This window comes from Capnocytophaga gingivalis ATCC 33624 (assembly GCF_000174755.1).
GTDB classification, from domain to species: Bacteria; Bacteroidota; Bacteroidia; order Flavobacteriales; family Flavobacteriaceae; genus Capnocytophaga; species Capnocytophaga gingivalis.
Genome location: NZ_ACLQ01000003.1, coordinates 88,465 through 113,494, shown reverse-complemented (window position 1 = coordinate 113,494; position 25,030 = coordinate 88,465). Strand labels below are relative to the sequence as shown.

The 25,030-nt window shown below is 42.2% G+C and carries 24 protein-coding genes, 1 tRNA gene and 1 pseudogene; 14 read left to right on the top strand and 12 right to left on the bottom strand.

Annotated features, from left to right (window positions below; genetic code table 11):
- The first annotated feature begins 8 nt into the window (after positions 1–8).
- Positions 9–485: a DUF6678 family protein gene (locus tag CAPGI0001_RS01250; RefSeq protein WP_002665617.1), complete on the top strand. Its 477-nt coding sequence runs from the start codon at positions 9–11 to the stop codon at positions 483–485.
- A 74-nt stretch (positions 486–559) separates the two neighbouring features.
- On the opposite strand, the gene CAPGI0001_RS01245 is transcribed toward CAPGI0001_RS01250, so the two are convergent.
- Positions 560–943, bottom strand: coding sequence for a methyltransferase family protein (locus CAPGI0001_RS01245; protein ID WP_002665847.1), 384 nt, complete (start codon positions 941–943; stop codon positions 560–562).
- Between the two features lie 85 nt (positions 944–1,028).
- Between CAPGI0001_RS01245 and CAPGI0001_RS01240 the strand changes: the two genes are divergently transcribed.
- The 9 genes from CAPGI0001_RS01240 (at position 1,029) to CAPGI0001_RS01200 (ending at position 8,435) form a co-directional block, all read left to right on the top strand.
- A complete protein-coding gene (locus CAPGI0001_RS01240) occupies positions 1,029–1,553 on the top strand; it encodes a hypothetical protein (protein WP_002665748.1) in 525 nt (174 codons plus the stop codon).
- 45 nt (positions 1,554–1,598) lie between these two features.
- Positions 1,599–2,384: an SDR family NAD(P)-dependent oxidoreductase gene (locus CAPGI0001_RS01235; RefSeq protein WP_002665646.1), complete on the top strand. Its 786-nt coding sequence runs from the start codon at positions 1,599–1,601 to the stop codon at positions 2,382–2,384.
- Between the two features lie 210 nt (positions 2,385–2,594).
- Positions 2,595–3,416 (top strand): SMI1/KNR4 family protein, encoded by an 822-nt coding sequence (locus tag CAPGI0001_RS01230; protein ID WP_002665854.1) that lies wholly within the window; start codon positions 2,595–2,597, stop codon positions 3,414–3,416.
- Complete coding sequence (locus CAPGI0001_RS01225; protein ID WP_002665884.1) at positions 3,409–4,422, top strand: SMI1/KNR4 family protein; 1,014 nt, start codon at positions 3,409–3,411, stop codon at positions 4,420–4,422. Before CAPGI0001_RS01230 ends, CAPGI0001_RS01225 begins: the two co-directional genes overlap by 8 nt.
- Positions 4,423–4,532: 110 nt before the next feature.
- On the top strand, positions 4,533–4,712 hold the full coding sequence (locus CAPGI0001_RS01220; protein ID WP_002665789.1) for a hypothetical protein: 180 nt from the start codon (positions 4,533–4,535) through the stop codon (positions 4,710–4,712).
- A 35-nt stretch (positions 4,713–4,747) separates the two neighbouring features.
- Complete coding sequence (sufC, locus tag CAPGI0001_RS01215; RefSeq protein WP_002665630.1) at positions 4,748–5,488, top strand: Fe-S cluster assembly ATPase SufC; 741 nt, start codon at positions 4,748–4,750, stop codon at positions 5,486–5,488.
- Between the two features lie 36 nt (positions 5,489–5,524).
- Positions 5,525–6,385 (top strand): hypothetical protein, encoded by an 861-nt coding sequence (locus tag CAPGI0001_RS01210; RefSeq protein ID WP_002665743.1) that lies wholly within the window; start codon positions 5,525–5,527, stop codon positions 6,383–6,385.
- 57 nt (positions 6,386–6,442) lie between these two features.
- Entirely contained in the window at positions 6,443–7,744 is a 1,302-nt protein-coding gene (gene sufD, locus CAPGI0001_RS01205) for a Fe-S cluster assembly protein SufD (protein WP_002665621.1), read from the top strand.
- Between the two features lie 10 nt (positions 7,745–7,754).
- Positions 7,755–8,435 carry a hypothetical protein gene (locus CAPGI0001_RS01200; protein ID WP_002665822.1) on the top strand — a complete coding sequence of 227 codons (681 nt, stop codon included), beginning with the start codon at positions 7,755–7,757 and terminating at the stop codon, positions 8,433–8,435.
- Positions 8,436–8,484: 49 nt separating this feature from the next.
- On the opposite strand, the pseudogene CAPGI0001_RS01195 reads toward CAPGI0001_RS01200, so the two are convergent.
- Positions 8,485–9,238, bottom strand: a pseudogene (locus CAPGI0001_RS01195) (superoxide dismutase).
- Positions 9,239–9,539: 301 nt separating this feature from the next.
- On the opposite strand from CAPGI0001_RS01195, the gene CAPGI0001_RS01190 reads away from it, so the two are divergent.
- Positions 9,540–11,276 carry an alpha-amylase family protein gene (locus CAPGI0001_RS01190; protein ID WP_002665890.1) on the top strand — a complete coding sequence of 579 codons (1,737 nt, stop codon included), beginning with the start codon at positions 9,540–9,542 and terminating at the stop codon, positions 11,274–11,276.
- A 78-nt stretch (positions 11,277–11,354) separates the two neighbouring features.
- Complete coding sequence (locus CAPGI0001_RS01185) at positions 11,355–11,924, top strand: MarC family protein (RefSeq protein ID WP_002665792.1); 570 nt, start codon at positions 11,355–11,357, stop codon at positions 11,922–11,924.
- A 118-nt stretch (positions 11,925–12,042) separates the two neighbouring features.
- On the opposite strand, the gene CAPGI0001_RS01180 is transcribed toward CAPGI0001_RS01185, so the two are convergent.
- The 9 genes from CAPGI0001_RS01180 to CAPGI0001_RS01140 form a co-directional block, all read right to left on the bottom strand.
- Positions 12,043–12,115: transfer RNA gene (locus CAPGI0001_RS01180), tRNA-Met, on the bottom strand.
- A gap of 141 nt (positions 12,116–12,256) precedes the next feature.
- Positions 12,257–14,101 (bottom strand): glutamine--fructose-6-phosphate transaminase (isomerizing), encoded by a 1,845-nt coding sequence (glmS, locus tag CAPGI0001_RS01175; protein ID WP_002665801.1) that lies wholly within the window; start codon positions 14,099–14,101, stop codon positions 12,257–12,259.
- Between the two features lie 89 nt (positions 14,102–14,190).
- Positions 14,191–14,739, bottom strand: a complete 549-nt coding sequence (locus CAPGI0001_RS01170; RefSeq protein WP_040359270.1) for a class I SAM-dependent methyltransferase — start codon at positions 14,737–14,739, stop codon at positions 14,191–14,193.
- Between the two features lie 11 nt (positions 14,740–14,750).
- On the bottom strand, positions 14,751–15,890 hold the full coding sequence (gene darB, locus CAPGI0001_RS01165) for a dialkylresorcinol biosynthesis protein DarB (protein WP_002665877.1): 1,140 nt from the start codon (positions 15,888–15,890) through the stop codon (positions 14,751–14,753).
- 54 nt (positions 15,891–15,944) lie between these two features.
- On the bottom strand, positions 15,945–16,712 hold the full coding sequence (locus CAPGI0001_RS01160; RefSeq protein ID WP_040359240.1) for a patatin-like phospholipase family protein: 768 nt from the start codon (positions 16,710–16,712) through the stop codon (positions 15,945–15,947).
- Positions 16,713–16,722: 10 nt separating this feature from the next.
- On the bottom strand, positions 16,723–17,733 hold the full coding sequence (gene asnA / locus CAPGI0001_RS01155; RefSeq protein WP_002665797.1) for an aspartate--ammonia ligase: 1,011 nt from the start codon (positions 17,731–17,733) through the stop codon (positions 16,723–16,725).
- A 6-nt stretch (positions 17,734–17,739) separates the two neighbouring features.
- Complete coding sequence (locus CAPGI0001_RS01150) at positions 17,740–18,429, bottom strand: 5'-methylthioadenosine/adenosylhomocysteine nucleosidase (RefSeq protein WP_002665662.1); 690 nt, start codon at positions 18,427–18,429, stop codon at positions 17,740–17,742.
- Positions 18,430–18,513: 84 nt separating this feature from the next.
- Positions 18,514–19,095 (bottom strand): DUF502 domain-containing protein, encoded by a 582-nt coding sequence (locus CAPGI0001_RS01145; RefSeq protein WP_002665823.1) that lies wholly within the window; start codon positions 19,093–19,095, stop codon positions 18,514–18,516.
- Positions 19,096–19,144: 49 nt separating this feature from the next.
- Complete coding sequence (locus CAPGI0001_RS01140) at positions 19,145–21,526, bottom strand: efflux RND transporter permease subunit (RefSeq protein WP_002665672.1); 2,382 nt, start codon at positions 21,524–21,526, stop codon at positions 19,145–19,147.
- Between the two features lie 146 nt (positions 21,527–21,672).
- On the opposite strand from CAPGI0001_RS01140, the gene CAPGI0001_RS01135 reads away from it, so the two are divergent.
- Both CAPGI0001_RS01135 and CAPGI0001_RS01130 read left to right on the top strand, forming a co-directional pair.
- Complete coding sequence (locus tag CAPGI0001_RS01135) at positions 21,673–22,488, top strand: hypothetical protein (protein WP_002665851.1); 816 nt, start codon at positions 21,673–21,675, stop codon at positions 22,486–22,488.
- 60 nt (positions 22,489–22,548) lie between these two features.
- Positions 22,549–23,085 carry a DUF3575 domain-containing protein gene (locus CAPGI0001_RS01130; RefSeq protein WP_002665700.1) on the top strand — a complete coding sequence of 179 codons (537 nt, stop codon included), beginning with the start codon at positions 22,549–22,551 and terminating at the stop codon, positions 23,083–23,085.
- A 99-nt stretch (positions 23,086–23,184) separates the two neighbouring features.
- Here CAPGI0001_RS01130 and argS read toward each other — a convergent pair whose 3' ends face one another.
- On the bottom strand, positions 23,185–24,975 hold the full coding sequence (gene argS, locus CAPGI0001_RS01125; RefSeq protein ID WP_002665919.1) for an arginine--tRNA ligase: 1,791 nt from the start codon (positions 24,973–24,975) through the stop codon (positions 23,185–23,187).
- Positions 24,976–25,030: the final 55 nt, after the last annotated feature.

Below are 25,030 nucleotides of genomic sequence, written 5' to 3'. Positions count from 1 at the left end.
ATACTCCTATGGAAAAATACAAGGAACTATTTCCATCCACAGAAGACTACCATCGCTATATAGAGCAATTGGAAAAGAAAATAAGCACTTTTGCTACTTCGTATATGAGCAATGCCAAATGGCGCAAGCTCTTTACGGCTATCATCGCTCATAAAAATCTTATCAAGCAGTGCGAAATATATGATTTCTTTGGCTATTGTGTGAACGAAATCGCTTGGCACAAAGTAGGCAATGACAGTGCTTTATCCATTCAAGAAGATTATATTTCAGAAAACATTACCACTGGTGAATACCCTACTTATTACCGCGAAATTGAATATATAGAGTTCAAAGCACGCTGGCAAAAGGCATATATTGGCAAGTTAGTTCCTCCTATTTACGAGACACAAGACCTCAACGTTATCGAAACCTTGCTCCACAGCATAGGTCAGTTTCAGTTATTAAAAACAGAAGAGAGTTTGAGGGTATTGGGGTATGGTAATTAAAATTACAGCCAACGGCGTACTTTCAGGCAATAGTTTTCGTATTCTTTGCCAAATTTCAGTCTGAGAGCGCGCTCTTATGGGATGATTTGGAAGCGTGTCATATAGACTATAAATAGCGGTATCCCTATCCAAGTTAAAAGATAAGAGAGCCATATTGCCCAAGCGAGCAAACAGCAAGCCAAGCCTACGTACATTGGGTTACGGCTTAGCTGGTATACCCCTTTTGAAACAAAATGAGTAGCCTGCGATGGCTCGAGAGGATTGATAGTGGTGCGAGCTTTACGAAAACTCCAAACGCCTGCAAATGAAATACCTATACCTATCCCTGCAACAGCCATAGCCACTACAGGCAAGTGAGGCAATGCGCCAAAAGGCAATAAACGAGCAAGCACCCACATTATCAAGGCACAGATAAACCATACTGCAGCAGGTGGGATTTTAAGTTCTAAGTTCTTCATTTTGTGAACTGCCTAATTCTTTTTTATGGCAAAGATAGTAATAATTTACAAATTATTAGTACCTTTGTAGCATAAATCAAATTAAATGAACACCCTACGAAAAGAACTACGCCCCGATTTTGCTACAGCCGAAAAGCTGTACCCACTTGTACTAAAACGCCTAGAAGACTACGAAGCATTTTGGGATAGCCAAAGTAAAGATACTCCCGAAGAAGTCTTTGACAAAGAATACAAGGCGATGGAGCAATACCTCAGTGAGCTCACGGGTAAAGACCTTTCCAATACTTGGCTGTGGGAATGGTGGGAAGGAAATGGTATTGAGGTTTTTGCCTTTGATTTGGCAATGCCCGACCCTGTAAAGCATAACAACCTCACTCGTGAAGATATCGCTGCTTTTGTTCGTATCATCATAGACAATGAATTTGAGTGCGAAAACGACTTTCAGGAGGAGTTTATGCCTTATATGTTCTACGCACATCAATACTTTTATAAGTTTTTAGAGCTCAACTGTCCGCATTTTGACCCTTCTGTATTCAATACCACCAAGGATAAAAAAGGCAAGTATCACGAGCCTACTGTGGAGGAGGTAATGGAGAAAATATGGAAGTAGGTGTCAGGGAATAGAATTGACAATTAATCTTAAAAATCTATACAAATGGAACTAAATCGTATCAAAGGGAAAATCGCTTTTATCTCGGGCGCCAGTAGCGGGATAGGTAAAGCCGTAGCCGAAAAATTGGCACAAATGGGCGTAAACCTTATTCTTTGCGCTCGCCGTGCTGAGGTATTGACAGAACTGAAAACCCAACTCGAAAAAGAACACGCTATAGAGGTTACTACCTTAGCTTTCGATGTGAGAAACTACCAAGAGGTGGCGAAAAATATCCAATCCTTACCCGAAAAATGGCAACAAATAGATATCCTCATCAACAATGCGGGCTTGGCAATAGGATTGCAACACCTCCATACCTACGCCATTGAAGATATAGACCAGATGATAGACACCAACATCAAAGGGTTTACCTATATCGCCAACAATGTGATTCCGCTAATGATTGCCACAGGCAAGGTGGGAACGATTGTAAATGTAGGGTCGGTAGCGGGAGAAATAGCCTACCCTAATGGCAGTATTTATTGTGCGACCAAGTTTGCCGTAAGAGCCCTCAGCGATGCGATGCGCATAGAGCTAATGGACAAAAATATAAAGGTAACCAACGTAAAACCAGGGTTGGTAGAGACCAATTTCAGCAAGGTGCGTTTCAAGGGCGACCAGCAGAAAGCAGATAATGTATACAAAGGCATCACGCCCCTATATGCCGAAGATATCGCCGATACTATCGCCTATATCGTCAATCTGCCCGACAAAATTCAAATTACTGATATTACTGTAACCCCACTCCACCAATCGGATGCTATTCACGTTCACAAATTAGCAAATTAGTCAATTTGCCAATTAGTCAACTCGCTAATTTCCTCCTTATGTTAAAAACCTTAGAACAACAATACCAATTTCAATATCCTGAACTATATCATCGGCTTTATGCTGACCAAATGCTAGATATAGGCGAATACACTTCACATTGGAGTAAAGAAGTATATCCCCGCTTGAAAAACCACCCACCGCTCTTTTTGTACACGCGGTGATTTTGAGTTGATTCCACTTGCTAATATTGCCGAAACTATCGAAGAGCTCAACGGCGAGGACAGTTGGTTCAGTATCAACCCCGATTACCTTTTTATCCCATTCGGACAAACAGGGGGCGGTGATTATTATTGCTTTTTGTACGACCAAAATCACCCTAAACCCACACCTCCTATTGCCTTGTTACAACACGACTCAGACGAGGCTGAGCTATTGGCAAACACCCTCGAAGACTTCTTTTTCTATGAGATGCTCAACTCGGTAAACGATATATACGAGGGGTCGCTCGTACGCAGTGAAGGTAATTTCTACGAAAACATCACCCGCCTACTACAAAGCCACCTACCTTACATAAGCAACGAGGCGCAACGGCAAGTAATACAAGATGTTTACAGCCGGAAACTCACCGATTTCACACGTGTGTTGCCACGTTCTACCCAAACCTATCAAGGATTATTATCCGATGAAGAACTGGAGCAACTCCTGCAACAACATATCCCCATAACAGGCGAAAAGACCTTTGTATATACAACTGAAAATGAGATAGAAAGCACCCCTTCGCGATATATAGACGGAACGCTCTATGTAAGGGTAAGTCCTATCCCTGCCAAAAACGACAAAGTGTATGATGCCCTCAAAGCACTGAATTGGCGACAAAACAAAGCTGTTACCGACCGCTTAGAGTACAGCAAGAAAATGCAATTGTACTACAACGACCAGTATGGCGTTCCGTGGGAAGAGTATATTTTAGGTGCTTTCAAAGAGCGTATTGAGGCGCTTAGGAAATTCCCCAATGTAACCGTAACTTTTGAACAAGCAAACAATGACTAAACAAGAAAAAGATTTCAGCGACCTCTCTCAAAAACTCCTCACCACTACCGATGGCAGTGAGTATCACGAATTGGTAAGAAAAATAGTGAAGAAGTACGGCGAGAAAATGCGTCAAGAAACCTTACAAACCTTAGTACGAGCAGTAAAAGAAAGCAAAATTACCCACGCTCGCAACTTTGTGATCGCACGTATCTCGGAACTTGTAACCGAAAACGACACTGCACTTGCACCTTTCTTCTACGAAATGATATCCAAAGGCTTACCCTATTGGGCTTTTAGCGGACTGCTGAAAGTAGAGGGAGACAAGTGCTATCCTTTTTTGGTAGACTACTTGCAAAAGGAGGATAACAAAGAAAATAAAGGAAGTGCTATCATCGCCTTAGCCGAGCATAGCGGACAGCCTTTTAATAACGACCTCCCCTCCGACCCTGCCTATTGGCAAGCCCTGCCTATAGAAAAAGTCCTTGAATGGCAGACGCAAGGTTACCCAAGAAAACAAGCACACAGCGAGTTTCCATTTTTAATAACCCATCCACAAACCGACTTAGAAAAGGCAATGGCTAAAATAGAGCAGGCTTTAGCAAAAGAGAGAGATTTTTGGCACGTGAAATCATATCAATACAACCGCGCTATTTTGGAAGTCCCCGAAAAGCAAGTTATCAACAATATTAAAGCGCGTTGGGAACTGCCCGCTGTCTACCTCACTTTCTTAGAACGCTTTTCGCCTGCCGATGATGCTTTTCTCAAGGGCATCAATCTGTATGGTGCTAATACTTTAATAAAGCATCAATACGGTTATGCTTTCAGTAGTCCCGATGATGAACTCTTCCCCGATTGGAAAGCCCATTGGTTCGTAATCGCCGATAAAGATGCCGACCCTTATATACTCGACCTTTCCAAAAGTGACGGCAACGATACGCCTATCTACAAAGCTCCCCACGGAGCAGGTCAGTGGAAATGGCGCAAAGTCGCGGGAAGTTTCTTAGAGTTCTTAGAAAAATTGTAGGAAGGACCTTTTTGGAGAGAAGGTAATTTCCAGATTACTAAAAAGATAAAATCGTCTTTTTCTTGGAATACAAAAAGAAATGATGTATCTTTGCACCTTGAAATAGAACTATGGAAGAAGAGGAAATATTATTTGTCATAACAGTAGCCGATGTACAACATTGGGCAGAAGAGAAATTAGGCAGGCGGCTTACTTATGAAGAACTGCAAATAGCAAAAGATAAATTGGAATGGGGCTTGTCAGAAGACATTGATGTGGTGTATAGTGCTATTTTTGAAGAGATGAAATAAATCAGAAAGTATAATAAATTATAAAATCATCAAGCATGTTAATAATAAAAAATCTCCACGCAGGTGTGGATGGTAAAGAAATCCTCAAGGGGATTGACTTAGAAATAAAAGCAGGTGAAGTACACGCCATCATGGGGCCTAACGGAGCCGGAAAATCTACCCTATCTTCGGTGATTGCAGGCAACGAAAACTTCGAGGTAACCGAGGGTGATATCCTCTTAGAAGGCGAAAGTCTGTTAGAAGATGCCCCCGAAGAGCGCGCTCACAAAGGCATCTTTATGTCTTTCCAATACCCAGTAGAAATCCCTGGTATATCTGTAACAAACTTCATCAAAACAGCTATCAACGAGAGTCGCAAAGCAAAAGGACTCCCCGATATGCCTGCTGCTGAACTCCTCAAGAAAATACGCGAAAAAGCAGCCCTTTTAGAAATAAACCCCGATTTCCTCTCTCGCTCCCTCAACCAAGGATTCTCTGGCGGTGAGAAGAAACGCAACGAAATCTTCCAAATGGCAATGCTCGAGCCCAAAGTCGCTATCCTCGACGAAACCGACTCTGGTCTCGATATCGATGCCCTCCGCATTGTCGCTAATGGCGTGAACAAACTCAAAAACGAAAACAACGCAGTGCTCGTTATCACCCACTACCAACGCCTCTTAGACTACATCGTCCCCGATTATGTTCACGTGCTTTCCGATGGTAAAATCGTAAAAACAGGCGACAAAAACCTCGCCTTAGAATTGGAAGCTAAAGGTTATGATTGGCTGAAAGGATAATGGTTAATTATTAATGATTAATTATTAATTACGGTTATGCTCATTGAAAAATACACAGAAACCTTAACAAACCCTTTGTTACCTGAGGCGTTTCAGTTCTCAAAAAGAAAAGACATCTTTGCTATCAACTATGAACATCAGCAAATAGGCGTATGCAATGAGTCAGAAGGATTTTCGCTCTACACTTTTGAAAAAGAACTGCTTTGGGAAATAAACAAACCTATTGTGGGGGCTTTATTAGCGATAGAACGCCAGCAAATTTGGCTTGCCCAGCGCCACGATGCCCAGCACATCACCGTATGGGTGTATGACCTGCAAGGGAAGGCTTTGGCGTCTATACCTATGGACGACGAAATCTACGATGCTAATATAGAGCTGAAAACATTACCTAATAACAAAGTGGTTATCACTTTCTATGGCGGACAAGATGGTTGTATGAGCTATCTGCTATCTTTTGAAAACGAAAAACTAAAAGTAGCCAAACAATTGCCTAATGATGTAGATTTCTGCTGTATGCTCAGTGAAAAAGAAGCTGTATTCACCAATTTCTACGAGGCAGAGCTTTATGTAATGAGTTATCCATCGCTAAAAACACTCAAAAAACACCATTTCTCCAAGGATTGGGGAGCCATAGCACAACCTTTCAAAGGTGACAAAATACTGATTACCGATATGTACTGCAATCGGCATTACATTTTTGATATCAGTACCCTCACAGTGGAAGACGAAATCATTTTCAAAGGTTTTGAACCTTATCAAGATGAGGTAGAAGAGTTTTTAGTAAGCGATATCGACGAACTCCACTATCACAACGGTCAGCTGATAGGAGGATATACCGAAGTAGATAGCAATCGCAACGCCATATATCACTGGCTCATTAGCAAATTAGAATATTAGCCATTGGCTCATTAGCAAATTGACAGCCTATGTGGCTCGCACTAAAAGATTAAGAAGATGAATTTAAAAGAAAAATGGGTTGCTGCCTTCGAGGCATTCCCTCATAAAGACGATATATTAAAAGATATTCGCAAAGAAGCCCTTAGTTTCTTTGTCGAAAAAGGTTTCCCACATAAAAAAGTAGAAGCGTGGAAATACACCTCACTCTCTAACCTCCAAGCTACTGATTACAGCTTGTGGCAACCTATTCACAATAAAACAACCCTCTCACCCGAAGTGTTGCACAAGTACGCTATCGCAGATTGCTATCAGCTTGTGTTTGTAAACGGCTATTACTGCCCCGAAATGTCGAGCAAAGAGATTGTAGGTGCTACTATTAGCCCTCTATTAGAGGCGTTGCACAAAGGTGGAGAAGCCTTTATCAAAAAATACTTCAATACCAATACCGAAAAAGGCGATATATTCACAGCCCTCAACACGGCTTTTGCCTCAGAAGGAATCTATATAGAAGTACCTAAAGGAAAAATAGTAGATAAACCTATACAGTTGTTGTATTTCAATGACAGAAAAGAAATCACTTGCTATCAGCCACGCAATATTATTGCCGTGGGCGAGAATGCACAGCTCAAAGTCATTGAAGTACACCAAAACTTATCGGATACTGCTACGGCTATCCTTACCAACGTAGTAACCGAGGCTTTTGTAGCCAAAGAGGCTTTCCTCGACTATTACAAATTGCAAAATGATAGCCTGACAGCTTCTCTTATTGATAACACCTATATTTCACAAGAAGCAAATAGTCACGCCAGCGTACATACTTTCTCATTTGGAGGCACACTCACTCGCAACAACCTCAATTTCTATCACCAAGGCGAGTATTTGGAATCTACCCTCAAAGGGTTGAGCATCCTCAAAGGCACTCAGCACACCGACCATTATACGCTAGTAAACCACGCTTGTCCTAATTGCGAGAGTCATCAGGATTATAAGAGTATCGTAAGTGATGAAGCTACCAATGTATTCAATGGTAAGATAATGGTAGAGCAAATCGCCCAGAAAACAAATGCTTATCAGCAGAACGACAATATCCTCCTCTCCGATAAGGCAACGGTATACACCAAGCCCCAACTCGAAATCTTCGCCGATGATGTGAAGTGCTCACACGGTTGTACTGTAGGCTCTCTCAGCGCAGACTCCTTATTCTACCTGCAAACACGTGGAATAGGCAAAAAAGAAGCGGCTGCCCTACTTACCTATGCTTTTGCAAATACCGTATTAGAAAGCGTAAAAATCCCGGCTCTCTCGGAGCATATCAATCAGATTATTGCTGAAAAATTAGGAGTAACTGTAGATTTTTAATTAATGAGATATGTTACCTTTTCTCACAAAGATATCTCTTATTTCTTTGTTGCTAATAGGGAATACGTATGGACAGAGGGAGGACATTTGGCAAGAGCAATCTTCCTCGCCTATTCTTAGAAAAGTAGAGAAGAGCAAGGAGATATTCCTATCTTCTACCTCTTGGCATACTTGCCAATGGGTGCATTATCTTCATGGGGAGACCAGTGCTTCTCTTATGAAAATACCTAAGGGGGAGCGACCAGCTCCCTCATCCTATTTGCGCCCTAACGATATAGCAGTGCATTTGAGTACTTTTCTACAAGGGGCCTCCTATATCGTACCTGAAGATATTTTGGATAAGTATGGGCGTGCGCTTGTGGGCAGGCCTGACAATTGTCAATTTGTAATCCCTAAGGAACAAATGGATTGTCTTTTGGAAGAAGCAAAGGGAGATGTTTCTTATATAGAAGCAGCTTTAGGGGTGCCTCATGGGCATTGGGCAGGAAGGAGACTCTCTCGGATAGATATTCCTTCTCCTGAGAATTTTTTTCTGAGAATGCCTACAGGCAATGAAGCAGGAGTCAATAAGTTCTGGTTGCCAGGAGGTTATCTGTGGCAGGGGTATCGCGAAGCAATCATTAGCCAAGTCCCCCAAGGAGCCTATGTGGAAACGAGGATAATGATCAATACCAAAATAAATAATGAGTAATGACTAATACTGTATTAGTCATTACTCATTATTCATTGATCATTGAGAATTAGTTCTTTGCTTTTTCAAATTTCTGAGCCACTACATCCCAGTTGATTACATTGAAGAAGGCATCAATGTACTTTAGGGCGTTGGTTCTGATACTTGAGGTAGTAAGCGTGTTCCCATACATCCAAGGCAAGGATAGGAGTTCCTTGTATAGGCATATTAGGCATGAGAGGGTTGTCTTGGTTAGGAGTATCTCCTATGTGCAACTTGCCATCTTGCCCTACTACAAGCCATGCCCAGCCTGAACCAAACTGCTTAGCAGCGGCATCTGCAAATTGGTTTTTGAAATTCTCCAAAGAACCGAAATCAGCATTGATTTGTGCCAATAGAGCTCCTTTGGGAGTGGTCTTTTTAGGAGTCATCACTTCCCAGAAAAGAGTATGGTTATAGTAACCTCCAGCATTGTTGCGTACAGCCTTGTTGTTCAAGTCCAATCCTGCGAGAATCTCCTCTATAGTCTGGCTCTCAAGGGCGGTACCAGCAATAGCCTTATTTAGGTTGTTAGTATATCCCAAGTAATGCTTAGAATAGTGGATAGACATAGTGCGCCCATCTATATAAGGTTCTAAGTCACTATATCCATAAGCAAGACCAGAAAGCTGGAACTTACCTTGTGCTTTTACTTCATTGGGATTACCCCAATTTTCTTTTGCAACATTTTGCTTTACAGTCTCTTGTGCTGCGGACTGTGCGGTCTTAGGGCAATTACAAGAAGCAACTGCTGCCAAGATCCCTGGTAGAATGAATCTTTTCATTTTTTTTAGGTTTTATCTGTTAAGAGGGGAAAAACTGTTTAGAAGGGTTAGAAGAATGGTCAGTGCAAAGGTACAAAATAAAGTAACACTATTTGTTTTTTAACTTTTATTTGGCTTTTGTTGGTTAGTCTTCAAAATATACTTATCTTTGCCCTCCTTTTGTCTGTGATTGGTAGTAGAGTAGCTAAGAGGTTTGTGATTGGGTTTTATTCTTCACATGCTATTACTCACATACTCAGCTGTGGACACTCGCTGGCTTTACTCACTATTTGCTCATGCGACTTTACTTATTATCTAAAAAATGAAAGTGATTATTTATCAGGCCTTTGTAAGGCTTTTTGGCAATATATCTACTGATAATATTCCTTATGGTACTAAGGAAGAGAACGGCGTGGGGAAGTTTTCCGACTTTACCGATGCTGCCCTACAAGGGATAAAGGAGTTGGGGACAACTCATATTTGGCTTACAGGGGTGCTACATCATGCCTTGGTGGGCGACTATACTGCTATAGGGGTTGCTCATGACAATCCCTATTTGGTCAAGGGGCGAGCAGGATCCCCCTATGCAGTGAAGGATTATTACAATGTGAATCCAGACTTGGCGGAGAATCCAGACAAGCGTTTGCAGGAGTTTGTCGCTCTGGTGGAGCGTATCCATCGGCAGGGGATGAAAGTCATTATAGACATAGTCCCTAACCATGTAGCTCGCCAATATCACTCTACCTCCAAGCGGGAAGGAATTAAAGATTTTGGAGAAGAAGATGATACTACAGTAGGATATAGGCGTGATAATAACTTCTATTATAATGTCGGAGAATCCTTTCAACTGCCAGAATTTTCTTTAGGATATACTCCTACCATTCCCTACACTTCCTATCAGGAGTATCCCGCTAAGTGGACAGGGAATAGCCGTAGTAGTGCCCCTGCTCTTACCGATTGGTATGAGACTGTAAAGCTCAACTATGGAGTAAGCCCTGAAGGAGAAAAGGACTTCGATACCCTGCCTCCAGAGTTTGCTCAGTGGGATTGGGGGGCTCATTATGCCTTTTGGCGTAGCCGTGTAGTGCCCAATACTTGGATAAAGTTCAAGGATATTGTCTCTTTCTGGTTGGCTTTAGGGGTGGATGGCTTTCGCTATGATATGGCACAGATGGTACCAGTGGAGTTCTTCAGTTATCTCAATTCCTTTATCAAGACACAAAAGCCTGATAGCTTTCTCATGGCTGAGATTTACGAAGAAGCCCGCTATCGGGAGTATTTACAGATGGGGAAGATGGATGCTCTCTATCATAAGGTGGGGCTCTATGATACCCTGAGAGATATTATCTGTTATGGACATTCGTCCGACAGGATTGATTTTGTCCAAGAACCTCTTCGCGATATTGCCCCGCGGATGCTTCACTTTCTGGAGAATCATGATGAGCAGCGCATTGCCAGTGAGGGCTTTGCTGGAGAGGCGCGTTATGGGTTACCTGCCATGACACTCACAGCTCATTTGAGCCAGGCAGCAGTAATGCTTTATTTTGGGCAAGAAGTAGGCGAACCAGCTCGAGAGCATGCAGGATTTGGTGCGCCTACTCGTACTTCTATTTTCGATTATATAGGGGTGCCCGCTCATCAGGGATGGGTCAATGGCAAGCGCTATGATGGTGGAGGCCTTACCCCCGAACAGGCTTCCCTAAGGGATTTCTATTGCCGCCTGTTACGCTTACCTATAAAAGGAAATTTCCAAAATATACATAGATATAATCGAGAACATACCTCTTATTATAATGATAAGGTATATAGCTTTGTGCGGGAGGAAAAACAGCGCAAATGGATTATTATAGTTAATTTCAGTAGGGAAGATACTTACGGCTTTGACCTACAGATCCCTCCTGTGCTTAGGGCACATTGGCTACTCTCCGATGGTGTTTACCCACTGGAAGATCGACTCTATGGGGAGAAACAGACCCAACTCTTTACCATGGGAGGGCAAGCGCATATGCGAGTGGATATAGCACCTTTGGAGTCCTTAATTTTCTGTTTGGAGAAATGACAAGGTGGTAATTTTTAGTCTCATAAATGAGCTTAGATTCATGCAAAAAACGTATCTTTGTGACAAAAACATATTCTGATGAATTTAGAACATATTGCACAGATTTCTTTTAAGCTTTTTTGGATTATTGATATTATAGGAGGACTTCCTATTTTCATCAGCCTGATGAATCGTTTTGGGAAGATACAAACAGAGAAAGCTGCATTGGTGTCAGCCTGTTTGATGATTATTTTTCTTTTTGCAGGAGAAGCTATGCTTCGCTTTTTGGATATTCCCCTGAAAGTCTTTGCTGTAGCAGGGGCTTTTATCCTTTTCATCATTGCGGTGGAGATGATCCTTGGGGTCAGCTTTCATAAAATGGAAGAAGCCAATAGCATTTCGATAGTTCCTATAGCATTCCCACTTTTGGCAGGACCTGGGGTACTTACCATGATACTATCTTTGCACTCTTCTTATTCTTCTGTGGATATTGTTATTTCTATCCTGATCAATGTAGCTATTGCTTATGTAGTTATCAAGCACTGTCGAAGAATCAATGATTGGATGGGGCAAACAGGAATTGTTATCGCCAATAAGATAGCAGGGGTCATTCTTTTGGCACTTTCTATCAAGATGTTTGCAGATAACTGGAAGACAATATTTGAATAATAGGTGTTTTCCTCTCAGAAGAAAATGCCTATATTGCTAATAGTCGTATCCTGAATCCTAATCGAATATAAAAGTAAAAGCGTAATTAATTGAGAGACAATTAATTACGCTTATTTAGTAGCGGGGACTGGACTCGAACCAGTGACCTTCGGGTTATGAGCCCGACGAGCTGCCTACTGCTCTACCCCGCGATTTACGGGTGCAAAGGTACGACCTTTTTTTTAATTACCCAAATAAAAAAATAATATTTTTTGACAAACTTTATCTAATTGAAAAACAGGTTTTTATAGCAAGAATTCACTATAAAAACCTGTTTTTGTATAGAAGATATGCTACTCTACCGTTACCGATTTGGCCAAGTTACGCGGCTGATCTACGTTGCAACCACGCATAGTAGCGATGTGGTAAGAGAGCAATTGCAGAGGAATAACACTTAGAATAGGGGAGAATATCTCATCTACTTCAGGAATCTCCAAGGTATGATCAGCAAGACTACTCATCTGGGTATCATTCTCTGTTACTACAGCAATGATTTTTCCTTTTCTTGCTTTGATTTCTTGTGCATTGGAGACTACTTTTTCATAATGACCTTTAGAAGGAGCCAAGAAAATTACAGGCATATTCTCATCTATTAGGGCAATAGGGCCGTGCTTCATCTCTGCTGCTGGATACCCTTCAGCATGGATATAGGAGATTTCTTTCAGCTTTAAAGCTCCTTCCAAGGCTACAGGGAAGTTGTAGCCACGCCCTAAATAGATGCAGTTAGATACATCCTTGTACTCTTGGGCTATTTCTATAACCTTATCCTTGGTCATTTCGATAGTTTTAGCTACCAAATCAGGCACTAAGGCAAGGTTCTGGCATAGCTTCTTATAGGTCGTGTGATCTATGGTTCCCTTCTTGTGTCCTAAGTGGAGGGCTAAGAGGGTTAGTACAGTAAGCTGAGTGGTGAAGGCCTTGGTGGAGGCAACCCCTATCTCTGGTCCAGCGTGGGTATAGGTTCCTGAGTCGGTAAGGCGAGCGATGGACGAACCTACGACATTACAGATACCATAGATGAAGGCACCACGCTCTTTGGCCAATTTCAAGGCTGCCAAGGTATCGGCAGTTTCTCCTGATTGGGATATAGCGATCACTACATCCGAAGGATTAATCACTGGGTTGCGGTAGCGGAACTCGGAAGCATACTCTACTTCCACAGGGATACGTGCCAGTTCCTCAAAGAGGTATTCTCCTACCAATCCAGCATGCCAAGAGGTACCACAGGCTACGATAACAATACGGTCTGCACTAAGGAACTGCTTGAGGTTGTTATTGATTCCTGATATTTTGGTGGTATGATCTTCTAAGAGGCGACCACGCATAGTATCTTGGATAGATTGAGGTTGCTCAAAGATTTCTTTGAGCATGAAGTGCTCATATCCTCCTTTTTCTATAGCATCAATACTGAGCTTAAGCTCTTGTATGGTAGGGTCTACCTCCTCGTTGTTATGTATCTTGCGTACCTGAACCTCTTGATTGAGCTCTATGGTAGCCATCTCTCCATCTTCGAGATAGAGTGCATTCTGGGTATATTCTATAAAAGGAGAAGCATCGGAGGCTATATAGAACTCATTTTCACCGATTCCTATTACCAGGGGACTTCCTAAGCGAGCTACGACCATTTTAGAAGGATGATCTTCCTCCATTACCGCAATAGCATAAGCGCCTACTACTTCATTAAGAGCGTAGCGAACAGCCTCCTCTAGGGGGAGTTGTTTCTTATTCTTGATGTATTCTATGAAGTTAACCAATACCTCTGTATCCGTATCAGAATGGAATACATAGCCTTCTTTGAGTAAGCGCTGCTTGATAGGCTGATAGTTCTCTATGATCCCGTTGTGTACGATAACCAATTTGCCAGAATTGGAAAAATGAGGGTGGGAGTTCACATCATTGGGCACCCCATGAGTAGCCCAACGGGTGTGGCCAATTCCGAAAGTAGCTCCAGAGAGGGTGTCTTTAGCGGATTTTTCCTCCAAGTCGGAAACTTTTCCTTTGGTCTTTTCACTGATAAATTTTCCAGCATTTACAACAAAACCGGCACTATCATAGCCTCGGTATTCTAAGCGCTTGAGTCCGTTGATGATAATCGGATACGCTTCTTTATTTCCTATATATCCTACAATTCCACACATAATTTTCTGTTTTTAATTATTATAGATAGCGTGCAAAGGTACACTTTTTCTAAAAAATAAATGGGTTAATTAATGTTTATTTTGTTTTATTATATCTTTTTAACTTGATATTCATTATCGATTATTCTCTCAGCATATACTGCATAGTATCTTGGGGTGAAGTATCTTAGTAGGGGGCGTATACCAAGTTTCCCAACAGGGTGCGTCCATTTTTCTCTATATTTTATTCTCCAACCGGCTTTCTCCAAAAGCATATCCAGTTGCCAATCCTCGAACTCGTGATAGTGACAGTCGCGAGGGTCGTTGTCATTGCGATAAGCCGAGGCGAACCACAAGCGTAAGGGTACAGTTACCAAAAGTCTTTGGGCAGGTAAGTGCTGGAGCACTTCGAAGGGGTTTACCAAGTGCTCTAATATCTCTAAGGCGGTGACAAACTCTCCTGTATAGTCGGCTAATTTCTCAGGGAAAAGATCCAAATCCTCTCCTTGAGTATTGTTCACGATGTACCCTTCCTTTTCCATTACTTCGGAAAAGGGGTTGCGTACCCCTAAGTCCAATATGGTGGTTCCCTTGGGAGCAAATCGCTCTAAGATAGTCAGGGTTTTGCCATAGCGCTTCTGAGGATAGATACGATACATAGAGTCCATGGTTATACTACTTTTAACAAGGCATACGAATATGAAAAGCGTCCACTCTCGGGTACCGAAAGCAATAGGCTGTCCCCCTTTTGTAGCTTTCCAGAGTTGAAAAGTTCCTCCAACATTAGGTAAGGAGAAGCGCTTCCTACATTGCCAACCTTGGTCAGGTTCATGAACCAGCGATCAAGAGGGATATCTATCCCTACTTTCTTAAGTTCCTCATATAAGCGTTCCTTGAAATAATTGGAAGAGATGTGAGGGAGGAAGTAAGTGATTTCTTCAGCGGAAAGATCATGTTTCTTTAGGGCAACGAGCATACTCTCTGCTCCTTTTACCAAGATGTTTTCATTAAGTAGTTTCACATCTTGTTTGATGGCAAAGATAGAGTATTCTAACCACTCTTCAGGAGCGTAGTCACTCCAAGCTTTTAGAGAGCCATCGGATTGTTTTTCGCCTCCAGCATACATACAAGCTTCCAACTGATGGGCATAGGAGTATCCCTCCATCCACATGATTTGTAAGGAATCTTGTGAAGGAAGAGGGGTGTTCTCTAAAAGGAAAGCCCCTGCTCCATCGGAAAGCATAAAGCGAAGGAAGTCCTTCTTGAAAGCCAAGATAGGGTGTTCTTCTAAGAGGGCAAGGGTCTGTATTTCATTCTCATATTTGTTCGCCCTTAGCCAAGTAGAAACACGTTCAGATCCTGTACAGACAGCATTGGAACTATTGCCTGCTTTTACAGATAAATAGCCAAACTTCAGGGCATTCATGCCTGAGTTACATACTCCTGCTGAGGAGTTAAGCTCCACAGACCCACTTCCTCTCAATAGGCCGTGTACCATAGCTGCATGCGAGGGTAACAAAGTGTCTGGTGTGGAGGTGCCACAAGAGAGTACTTCTATATCTTCTGCCTTAAAGCGATTGTCTAATAACCCCTCTATCGCTAAGCAAGTCAGCTCGGCATTGGTGTGAGTAGGATTGCCTTGTGTATCAAGTGCATAATAGCGGGTTTGTATGCCATTATTTCTCAGTACGACACGCTTGGCTCGCGAGGCAGCTTCATTTATCTTTCCTAAGAAAGCTTCCATCAGGTCATTGTCAATAGGGGTATTGGGTAAGAATTTGTTAGCTTTGGTGATATATACGCAATTCATGAATTGTTTAGCTATTTATAAAAAGTTACGGAGTGCAAAGATACGATTTTTCTTTTAATTCTCTACTAAACTCTTGATAAGGGCTATATGAGAGAGCGTCTTCTCATATCCATAGTCAAAGGCCTTATCTATAAGTTTTGTTTCTAATACTCCTATGTTGTCTAATTCATGTAGGAAGACATAATCACATTTCTTGAACTTTTTCTCATAGGATCCATCCATGACTACATTGTAGATACGTTGGAGAAACTTGATAGGATTACCTAACTCCTTCTCATTAACCTCCTTGAGCGGGTTTACGAAACTTCCTATAAGGATGTCACACTTTCCCTTGAGGGGCTCTATTGGGAAATTGTTCAGAAGCCCTCCATCACAATAGATAGCCTCTCCTATCTTTATAGGGGAGAAGTAAGGCGGCAAGGCCGAAGATGCAACCATAGGGGAAATGAGGTCTCCCTTAGAGAAGTAAATAGCTTTTCCATTGAGTAGATTGGTAGCGGCTATGTATAGTGGGATGGAGAGTTCCTCAAAGGTATTGCAAGAAAGGTGTTTTTGGAATAAAGCAGGGTATTTGTTGCTATTGATAAGTCCCATTCTTGGGAGGGAGAGCATCGATAGCTTAAAGAGGGGAGTCTCTTTGAAGAAATCTACTATCTCCTCTGGAGTTTTTCCTGAGGCATAGAGAGCTCCTACCAAAGCCCCTCCACTAGTACCTGAGATCACCACAGGACGCAGATTGTGTTCTTCCAAGGCCTTGAGCATTCCCCCATGGGCTAAAGCACGCACTCCACCCCCAGAGAGTGTAAGTCCAAAAGTTTTCATAGACAATATCTTATAATAGGTTAATATGATGCTTTGCACATAGGGAGAGTATTTCCTCTGTCCAGATAGAGGCTTGTACCTCGCCTATATGGGCTTTCTGAAGGAAGAACATACAGATACGGGACTGACCAATCCCTCCGCCTATGGTAAGAGGCAAGTCTCCCTGTAGGAGCATTTGGTGGTAGTCTAAGTGTTTGCGCTCTTCTAAGTTGGTCGCTTTGAGCTGTTGCATAAGGGAAACTTCATCCACGCGAATCCCCATGGAGGAGAGTTCTAAGGCACTTTCCAAGACAGGATTCCATAGGATTAGGTCGCCATTGAGCTGCCAATCATCATAATCAGGGGCACGACCATCATGTTTTTCACCAGAGAGAAGTGCACCTCCTATTTGCATAATGAAGATAGCTCCTTTCTCCTTAGCAAAACATTGTTCCCGCTGGTTAGGAGACAAATTAGGATATTTATGTTCAAGTTCTTGAGAGGTGATAAAGGTAATTTCCCTTGGCAAAAAAGGAGTTAGTAATGGATATTCGAGGGTGATGACCGCCTCAGTGGCCAAAAACACTTTGTATATCTTTCTGACAGTTTCCTCCAAATAAGCTAAGGTACGTTGCTCTTTGGTAATGATTTTCTCCCAATCCCACTGATCCACATAGATGGAATGGGTATTGTCCAAGGTCTCATCACGGCGAATGGCGTTCATATCGGTATAGATGCCCTCCCCTACACCAATCGCATAGCGCTTGAGTGCCAAGCGCTTCCATTTGGCTAAGGAATGGACAATTTCTATCGTATCCTCGGGAGCATCTTTCATTTGGAAAGAAACAGGGCGCTCTACTCCATTGAGGTTGTCATTCAGACCGGTAGAATTCTTTACAAAAAGTGGTGCAGAGATACGGGAAAGGTTTAGTGCCTTGGATAGCTCTGTCTCAAAAAAATCTTTGATGCGCTTGATAGCCCTTTCGGTATCCATGATACCATACTTGGGGTTATATCCTTGGGGAATTCTACATGAGGACATAGGGTATTATATTAAGTGTTCTATAAAATCAATATTCATTTTAGCAGAGAGTGCTGCGGCTTTTTCTACGAAAGTATCATAGGAGATCGTATTTCCTTCGCCTGCATTGTCTGAAACAGCGCGTAGGATAAGGAAAGGTGTGTCCATAAGGTAGCAGGTTTGCGCTATAGCTGCCGCTTCCATCTCTACAGCTACAGCCTCGGGGAAGTGGGTTTCTATCCATTGGCGGGTCTCTTTCTTGCTCACAAAAGAGTCTCCACTGACTATCGGGGCACAATGCAGCTGAGAGGTATAGCGAGCTACCAACTCTTGGACTTTGTAGAACCATTGTTCGGCAGGGAGGTAGCTTCGGGGCATCTGGGCTTGTTGGCCTATGGCATAACCAAAGGCTGTGACATCTACATCGTAGTAGCTGACCTCTGTAGCCAGTACCATATCGAAGACCTTGCTGTGTCGTAAACCTCCAGCAGTCCCTGTATTGATAACCAGCTCTGGAGCAAAATGATCTATAAGGAGTGCAGTCCCTATGGAGGCACTTACCTTACCAATACCCGAGAGGAGTACTACCACTTGGTGGTTGCCTATCTGTCCCTCATAGAAAGCATAACGCCTGAGGTGGGTTGGGGCAGGATTGCCTAAATATTCTCTAAGAAGCTGTATCTCACTCTCCATAGCTCCGATGATTCCTATCTTCATAGTTTTGAGTTTTTAATTTTTGAGTTATTTATAATAAAGGGCTGACTACGGCTTATCCCTCTGCTCCCCGATGAGGGAACTTTTTCACGGATTACTCACCGCCCCTACAGTGCCTCCACTTACGGCAAACTCCATAGCTTGTTTGGCTGTGAAGCCCTCGGCAGGTTTTACATAGTCCTGATGGACAACAATCACCCAACCAGAGATAGCATAGGAATGGGGTAGGTATACACTGACCATTTCTTTAAGACCGATGGCAGACATGTCCTCTTGGGTAAGGAAGCCTATACGCCATATATCCGGCTGCTCTTGTACTTTTACCCATACTGGGTTAGAGAACTTTTGCTTGTCTCCGACAAAGGAGCCTATCACATCCCGAATGGTCTTGTAGATAAACTTCACCCCTGGGGTGTGTTCCAAAAGATAGTCCAATCCCTCCACTAAGAGTTTTCCTACAAGAAAACGATTGCCTAAGTAACCGATTAAGGTGGTACCCCCCAGCACAAGGATAAAGACAAGTCCTGGGAAACGTTCTGAAATATGAGGTACAAGGTTGTCTACGCTGTAGAAAATAGACCAAATAATCCAAACGGTCGTACTCAAGGGGCCTATAATGACAACGCCTTGTAGAAAATATTTGAGAAAACTACGTATATATGGGTTCATAAATATTTGTAAAGCTATTTTACTTAGGTTATTTTTTACTCTTCACTTTTTACTCCTCCTCATCTTCTCCCAATACATCTATATGCGGTTCTATAAGTGTCTTTTTGTTGGCGATACTCTTCTCCAAAGCAATCAGCAATGACGGTAGGAGAATTAGGTTGCTGGTCATGGCAAAGAATAGAGTGGTTGAGATAAGCCCTCCTAAAGCTTTTGTGCCTCCAAAGCTCGATAGGGTAAAGATGGAGAATCCAAAAAGCAATATTATAGAGGTATAGAACATACTAATCCCTGTCTCCTGCAAGGCAGCATATACCGAGCGCTTCACCTTCCACTTATGCAGGACAAGTTCCTGACGATACTTGGCCAAAAAATGGATGGTATCATCGATGGAAATCCCAAAAGCAATTCCAAAGACCAATATAGTAGAGGGCTTCAGTGGGATACCTGCATATCCCATGACTCCCGCGGTAACCAGTAGTGGTAATAGATTGGGGATAAGAGAGATAATAACCATTTTGAACGAACGGAACATATAGAACATCATCACGGCGATAATCACTATAGTAAGTAGCAACGACTGAATGAGGTTCCCTACTAAGTAATCAGTTCCTTTGGTGAACATATAAGCCTTACCTGTTAGGTGTACCTTGTATTGTTCTTGAGGGAATAATTTTTCTGTTTGCTTGGCGATAGCCTCTTCTATCTGATGCATTTTCTCGGTACCTATATCCTTCATGAAAACCGTGATACGGGCTACCTGTCCCGTACTATCTACAATACTACGTAGCATATCGGCCTTTCCCTCTGAGTTTTTTACATAAGCAAGGACAAAGGCACGTTCCTGAGCCGTAGGCAGGGCAAAATATTCAGGATTGCCATTATAGAAAGCTTGTCTGGCATATTTCACTAACCTTACTACTGAGATAGGTTGGGATATTTCGGGGATATCCTCCAGATATTCCTCGAGCTTGTCCATGCTTTGTAGGGTAGAGGGGCGCATGACCCCATTTTTCTTGCCCGTATCGACTGTGATTTCTAAGGGCATAATGCCGCCAAACTCTTTTTCAAAGAAGAGAATATCATCATAGAAAGTCTCTCCCTTGGGCATATCCTCTATGACACTTCCTGAGATATGGATACGATAGATTCCTATAATACTCGCCACTAAGAGGGCTACCGCTACAGAGAAAGTAGCAAAACGGTGCTTCTTGACAATACGCTCTATCCCCTCCAAGAGCCCTCCTATCCATTGCTTGGTTAGGTGCTTGAGATGTCGAGGCTTAGGAGTGGGCATAAAGCTATATATGATAGGGATCACACACAAGGAAATCACATATAAGCACATAATACTGATAGAGGAGACAATCCCAAACTCCTTTAGGATACTGCTCTCAGTGATGATAAAGGTAGCAAAACCTGCGGCCGTGGTTAGGTTCGTCAGTAGCGTGACATTTCCGACCTTGGTAATGACACGTTGGAGCGCCATTGCCTTATACCCATGCTTGTGTATTTCCTGCTGGTAACGGTTGATGAGAAAGACACAGTTTGGCACCCCTATAACGATTACCAAAGGAGGAATTACTGCCGTGAGTATAGTAATCTCATAATGGAAAAGACCTAAGAAACCAAAAGCCCACATCACTCCTATAAGAACTGTACACATGGAGATGAACATCGCTCTAAACGAACGGAAGAAAAAGAGCAACACCAAGCAGGTGGCCAAGAGTGCCCCAATGATGAAAAAGCCTATCTCTCCAGTGATAATCTCGGTGCTTAGGGTACGTATATAGGGCATACCCGATACATGTATAGGAACCCCTAAGTCTTTCTGATAATTTTCTATCAAGGGTTTTAGATCCTTGAGAATAAAATCCTTACGAATAGCTGTATTGACAATATCCTTGCGTAAGGAAACGGCCATTCGCAGGGTGGAATGGTCTTTGTTATACAACAGACCTTCATATACAGGTGTTTTGTCAAATAGTTTTGGGAAAAGGCTGTCCACTTCCCCTTGGGTGGAGACTTCTTGAGGGAAAAAGTTACGTGTGGCAAAGCGCTCATGGATCGTATCCTTGTACAACTCTTTAATGGTATTCAGCGAGAGTACTCCCTCCACTTGTGGGAATTTCTGTAAATCATGAGCCAACATATTCCAGCGGTTAAAGCCCCCTGCTTGGGTGATCTTGTCGGCTTCTACTCCTATGACAATCAGGTTGCCCTCTTCACCGAACATACTTAGGAACTTATCATACTCTTTGCTGATAGGGCTGTCCTTTGGGAGCATATTCGCCTCCGAATAGGTCATGCGGATATACTTCCACTGTAGGGCTAAGAAGATAGTAATCCCTATGAAAATAGATAGGAAAATATAGCGATTGCGCAAAACAAGACGCGCGACAAATACCCAAAAATTATTTAATAACTTTCTCACGTTCTTCTTTAAGTTAAGTGCTTAACAAGCTGCAAAGGTAAACATTTTTCGTTATAATTTTTAATCTTACGAAAATAGATTGTTTTCTATTTTGCTGTTTTATAAAAAATAGTAATTTTGCACCCCAATTTATAAATCATTTACACATGAAAAAAATAGGACTTTTTATGGCTTTGTTTTTTACAATAGCCTCCTATGCACAGGACTATACCCAGCATAACAAAGGGAAAATCTTTGTCTTTTGGGGTGGAAACCGTGGGTATTATACCAACTCTGATATTACCTTCAAAGGGAATGACTATGACTTTACCCTCTCCAATGTAGAGGCTGTGGACAAGCCCAAGGGATGGCATATTGACTACATCAACCCTCTTAGAATGACCATTCCTCAGACCAACTTCCGTATTGGCTACTACTTGGGGGACAACTGGACAATCTCCGCAGGAGTAGATCACATGAAGTATGTGATGGTACAAGATCAGGAGGTCAATATCAATGGATATGTAGGGGCTGGTACCACTCATGACAAGGTATATAATAATGAGAAGAAGAAGCTCACTGAGGATTTTCTTACCTTTGAGCATACCGATGGGCTCAATTATGTATTGGTAGAAGGGGCTCGTGTGGATGATATTTCTTCTTTGTTTGGGATTCGTAACACAGATATATTTCAGGTAAACCTAACCGAAGGGCTTGGTTTCGGAGCGGTATATCCTAAGACTAATACCAAACTACTCAATCGTGAGCGCTATGATGAGTTCCATGTAGCAGGGGTAGGTATGCATGCCAAAGCAGGCTTACACTTATTCCTCTTCAAACATTTTATGATGGTGGGCGAACTACGTGGGGGATATCTCAATATGTATGATGTGCGAACTACCCAAAGCAAAAGTGATAGAGCGCATCATGATTTCTTCTTCTTTGAGACTATGCTTTCTGTAGGATGGATTTTTCGCATATAAAAATTAGGATATTCAAAAAAAATTAGTACTTTTGCACTTTAATTCAAAAATAGATACTTTATGAAGAAAATGTTTTTTACTATAGCCATGGCACTACTCTCTGTAGGGGCTTTTGCGCAAACGTATAAGAATGAGGCGAAGATCAATATCCTCAATGTAATTGTCCGCCCTTCTATAGAGCTTGGATATGAGTATTACTTAGATGAAAACCAATCTGTAGATGCAGAACTCATGTTCTTGGACAGATTCTCTTACTGGCATATATGGTCAGGAAGCAAGGAATATAAGTTCTCTACCACCAGTTTCAAGGTAGGATACAACTATTATTTCAACTCTGTCAATGGAGAGGGTGCTTACATCAACCCATTCCTTAAGGCTCGTTTTGGTACCTTTACCGAAAATAAAAATGGAGTAGATGAAAAAACTAAGATGGATGCCTTTATCATCGGGGTAGGAGCTGGATATGCTTGGGTATTCAATGACAAGTTTGTCGTAGCGCCTTATGTGAATATAGGTCGTAACTTCAGTGGTCCTGTAAATAGCCGATTCATAGCTATAGAGCCTAATGCAGGAGTGCGCTTAGGATTCCGCTTTTAGTAGAATTTCATAGTTTTTATTGTTTTATAATTTTATTGCAAAAGGGTATGCTACCTTAATCAGGAGCATACCCTTTAGTTTTTCTTTTATATAGCTTACTTACATTCTTTCAGGTACTTCTATACCCAATAAGTCAAAACCAATAGCAATGACTTCTCCCACCTTGCGAGAGAGGTGTACTCTTAGAGAACGTTTGTCAGTGTCTTCTTCTCCAAGTATAGAAACATTCTGGTAGAAAGAGTTGAATTCTTTCACTAAGTCATATACATAATTGGCAATTAGGGCAGGGCTGTAAGTATCAGCCGCATTCTGTACTACTTCAGGGAAGAGACTCAATAGCTTGATAAGTTCTTTTTCTTTAGGGTGTAGGGATACACTCTTAGGAAGTTCACAAGTTTCCGCCCTTCGTAGTATGGACTGTATCCTTGCATAGGTATACTGGATAAAAGGTCCTGTGTTCCCTTGGAAATCAATAGATTCTTGAGGGTTGAAGGCGATTTTTTTCTTAGGGTCTACTTTTAGAATATAGTACTTAAGGGCTCCTAATCCTATCACCCTATAGAGTTGTTCCTTTTGTTGGTCGCTATACCCCTCGAGCTTACCCAGTTCCTGGGAGAGTTCTTGGGCTACTTGTACCATTTCCTCCATCAGGTCATCGGCATCTACCACGGTACCCTCACGGCTTTTCATTTTCCCATTAGGCAGCTCCACCATACCATAGCTTAGGTGATAGAGATTCTTAGCCCAAGTATAGCCCAATTTCTGTAGGATAAGGAAGAGTACCTTGAAGTGGTAATCTTGTTCATTGCCCACCGTATAGATCATGCCTTCTACTTTAGGAAAATCCTCCTCGATACGCTTGGTAGCTGTACCAAGGTCTTGGGTGATATACACAGAAGTACCATCCGAACGGAGAACGAGTTTTTCGTCCAACCCCTCAGCGGTGAGGTCTATCCATACGGATCCATCTTCTTTGCGGTAGAATACTCCTTCGTCCAAACCTCTCTGAACAATATCCTTGCCCAGTAGGTAAGTTTCACTCTCATAATAGTTGCGGTCAAAACTCACTCCTAAGTTGTGGTAGGTAACCTCAAAGCCATCGTATACCCACTGGTTCATCTGTCTCCAGAGTGCTAAGGTTTCAGGGTCTCCTTGTTCCCATAAGCGGAGCATCTCTTGTGCTTTTAGAAAGATAGGGGCTTCACGTTCGGCTTCTTCCTTTGTTTTTCCTGCAGAGATGAGCCCAGCGATTTCTTCTTTGTAAGCCTTATCAAAAAGCACATAATACTTTCCGACGAGCTTATCTCCTTTCTCTCCAGTACTCTCAGGAGTTTCCCCTTTGCCAAAGAGTTGCCAAGCAATCATAGACTTACAGATATGAATCCCTCGGTCATTGATAATCTGTGTTTTGTAGACTTTTTTCCCAGTAGCTTCTATGATTTTGGCCATGGAGAAGCCTAAGAGATTGTTACGGATATGTCCTAAGTGTAGGGGCTTGTTCGTATTGGGGGACGAATATTCCACAATCACTGCTGGGGAATCTTTGGTTATAGGCTTTTTGCCATAGTCCTTCTCTGGGGCTATCTGGTGGAGGAAGTGTAAAAAATAATTCTCACAGATCGAAAGGTTCAGAAAGCCCTTGACTACATTGTAGCCACTGACTATCGGTTGCCCTTCCCAAAGTGCATGAGAGCTTAGGTAATCGCCTAACTTTTCGCCTATTTCCTGAGGATTGGCTTTGATATGCTTTAGTAGCGGAAAGAGGACAAGGGTGTAGTCCCCTTCAAATTCCTTGCGGGTCTGCTGAATCTCTACATTCTCCATAGCAATTCCATAGAGCGAGGAGATCCCTTTTATAGTGTTTTCTAAGAGAATCTCTTGTAATGACATGAAGTGTGTAATTTTAAAACAGCAAATGTACAAAAAATAATTGTTAGAAAGGAAG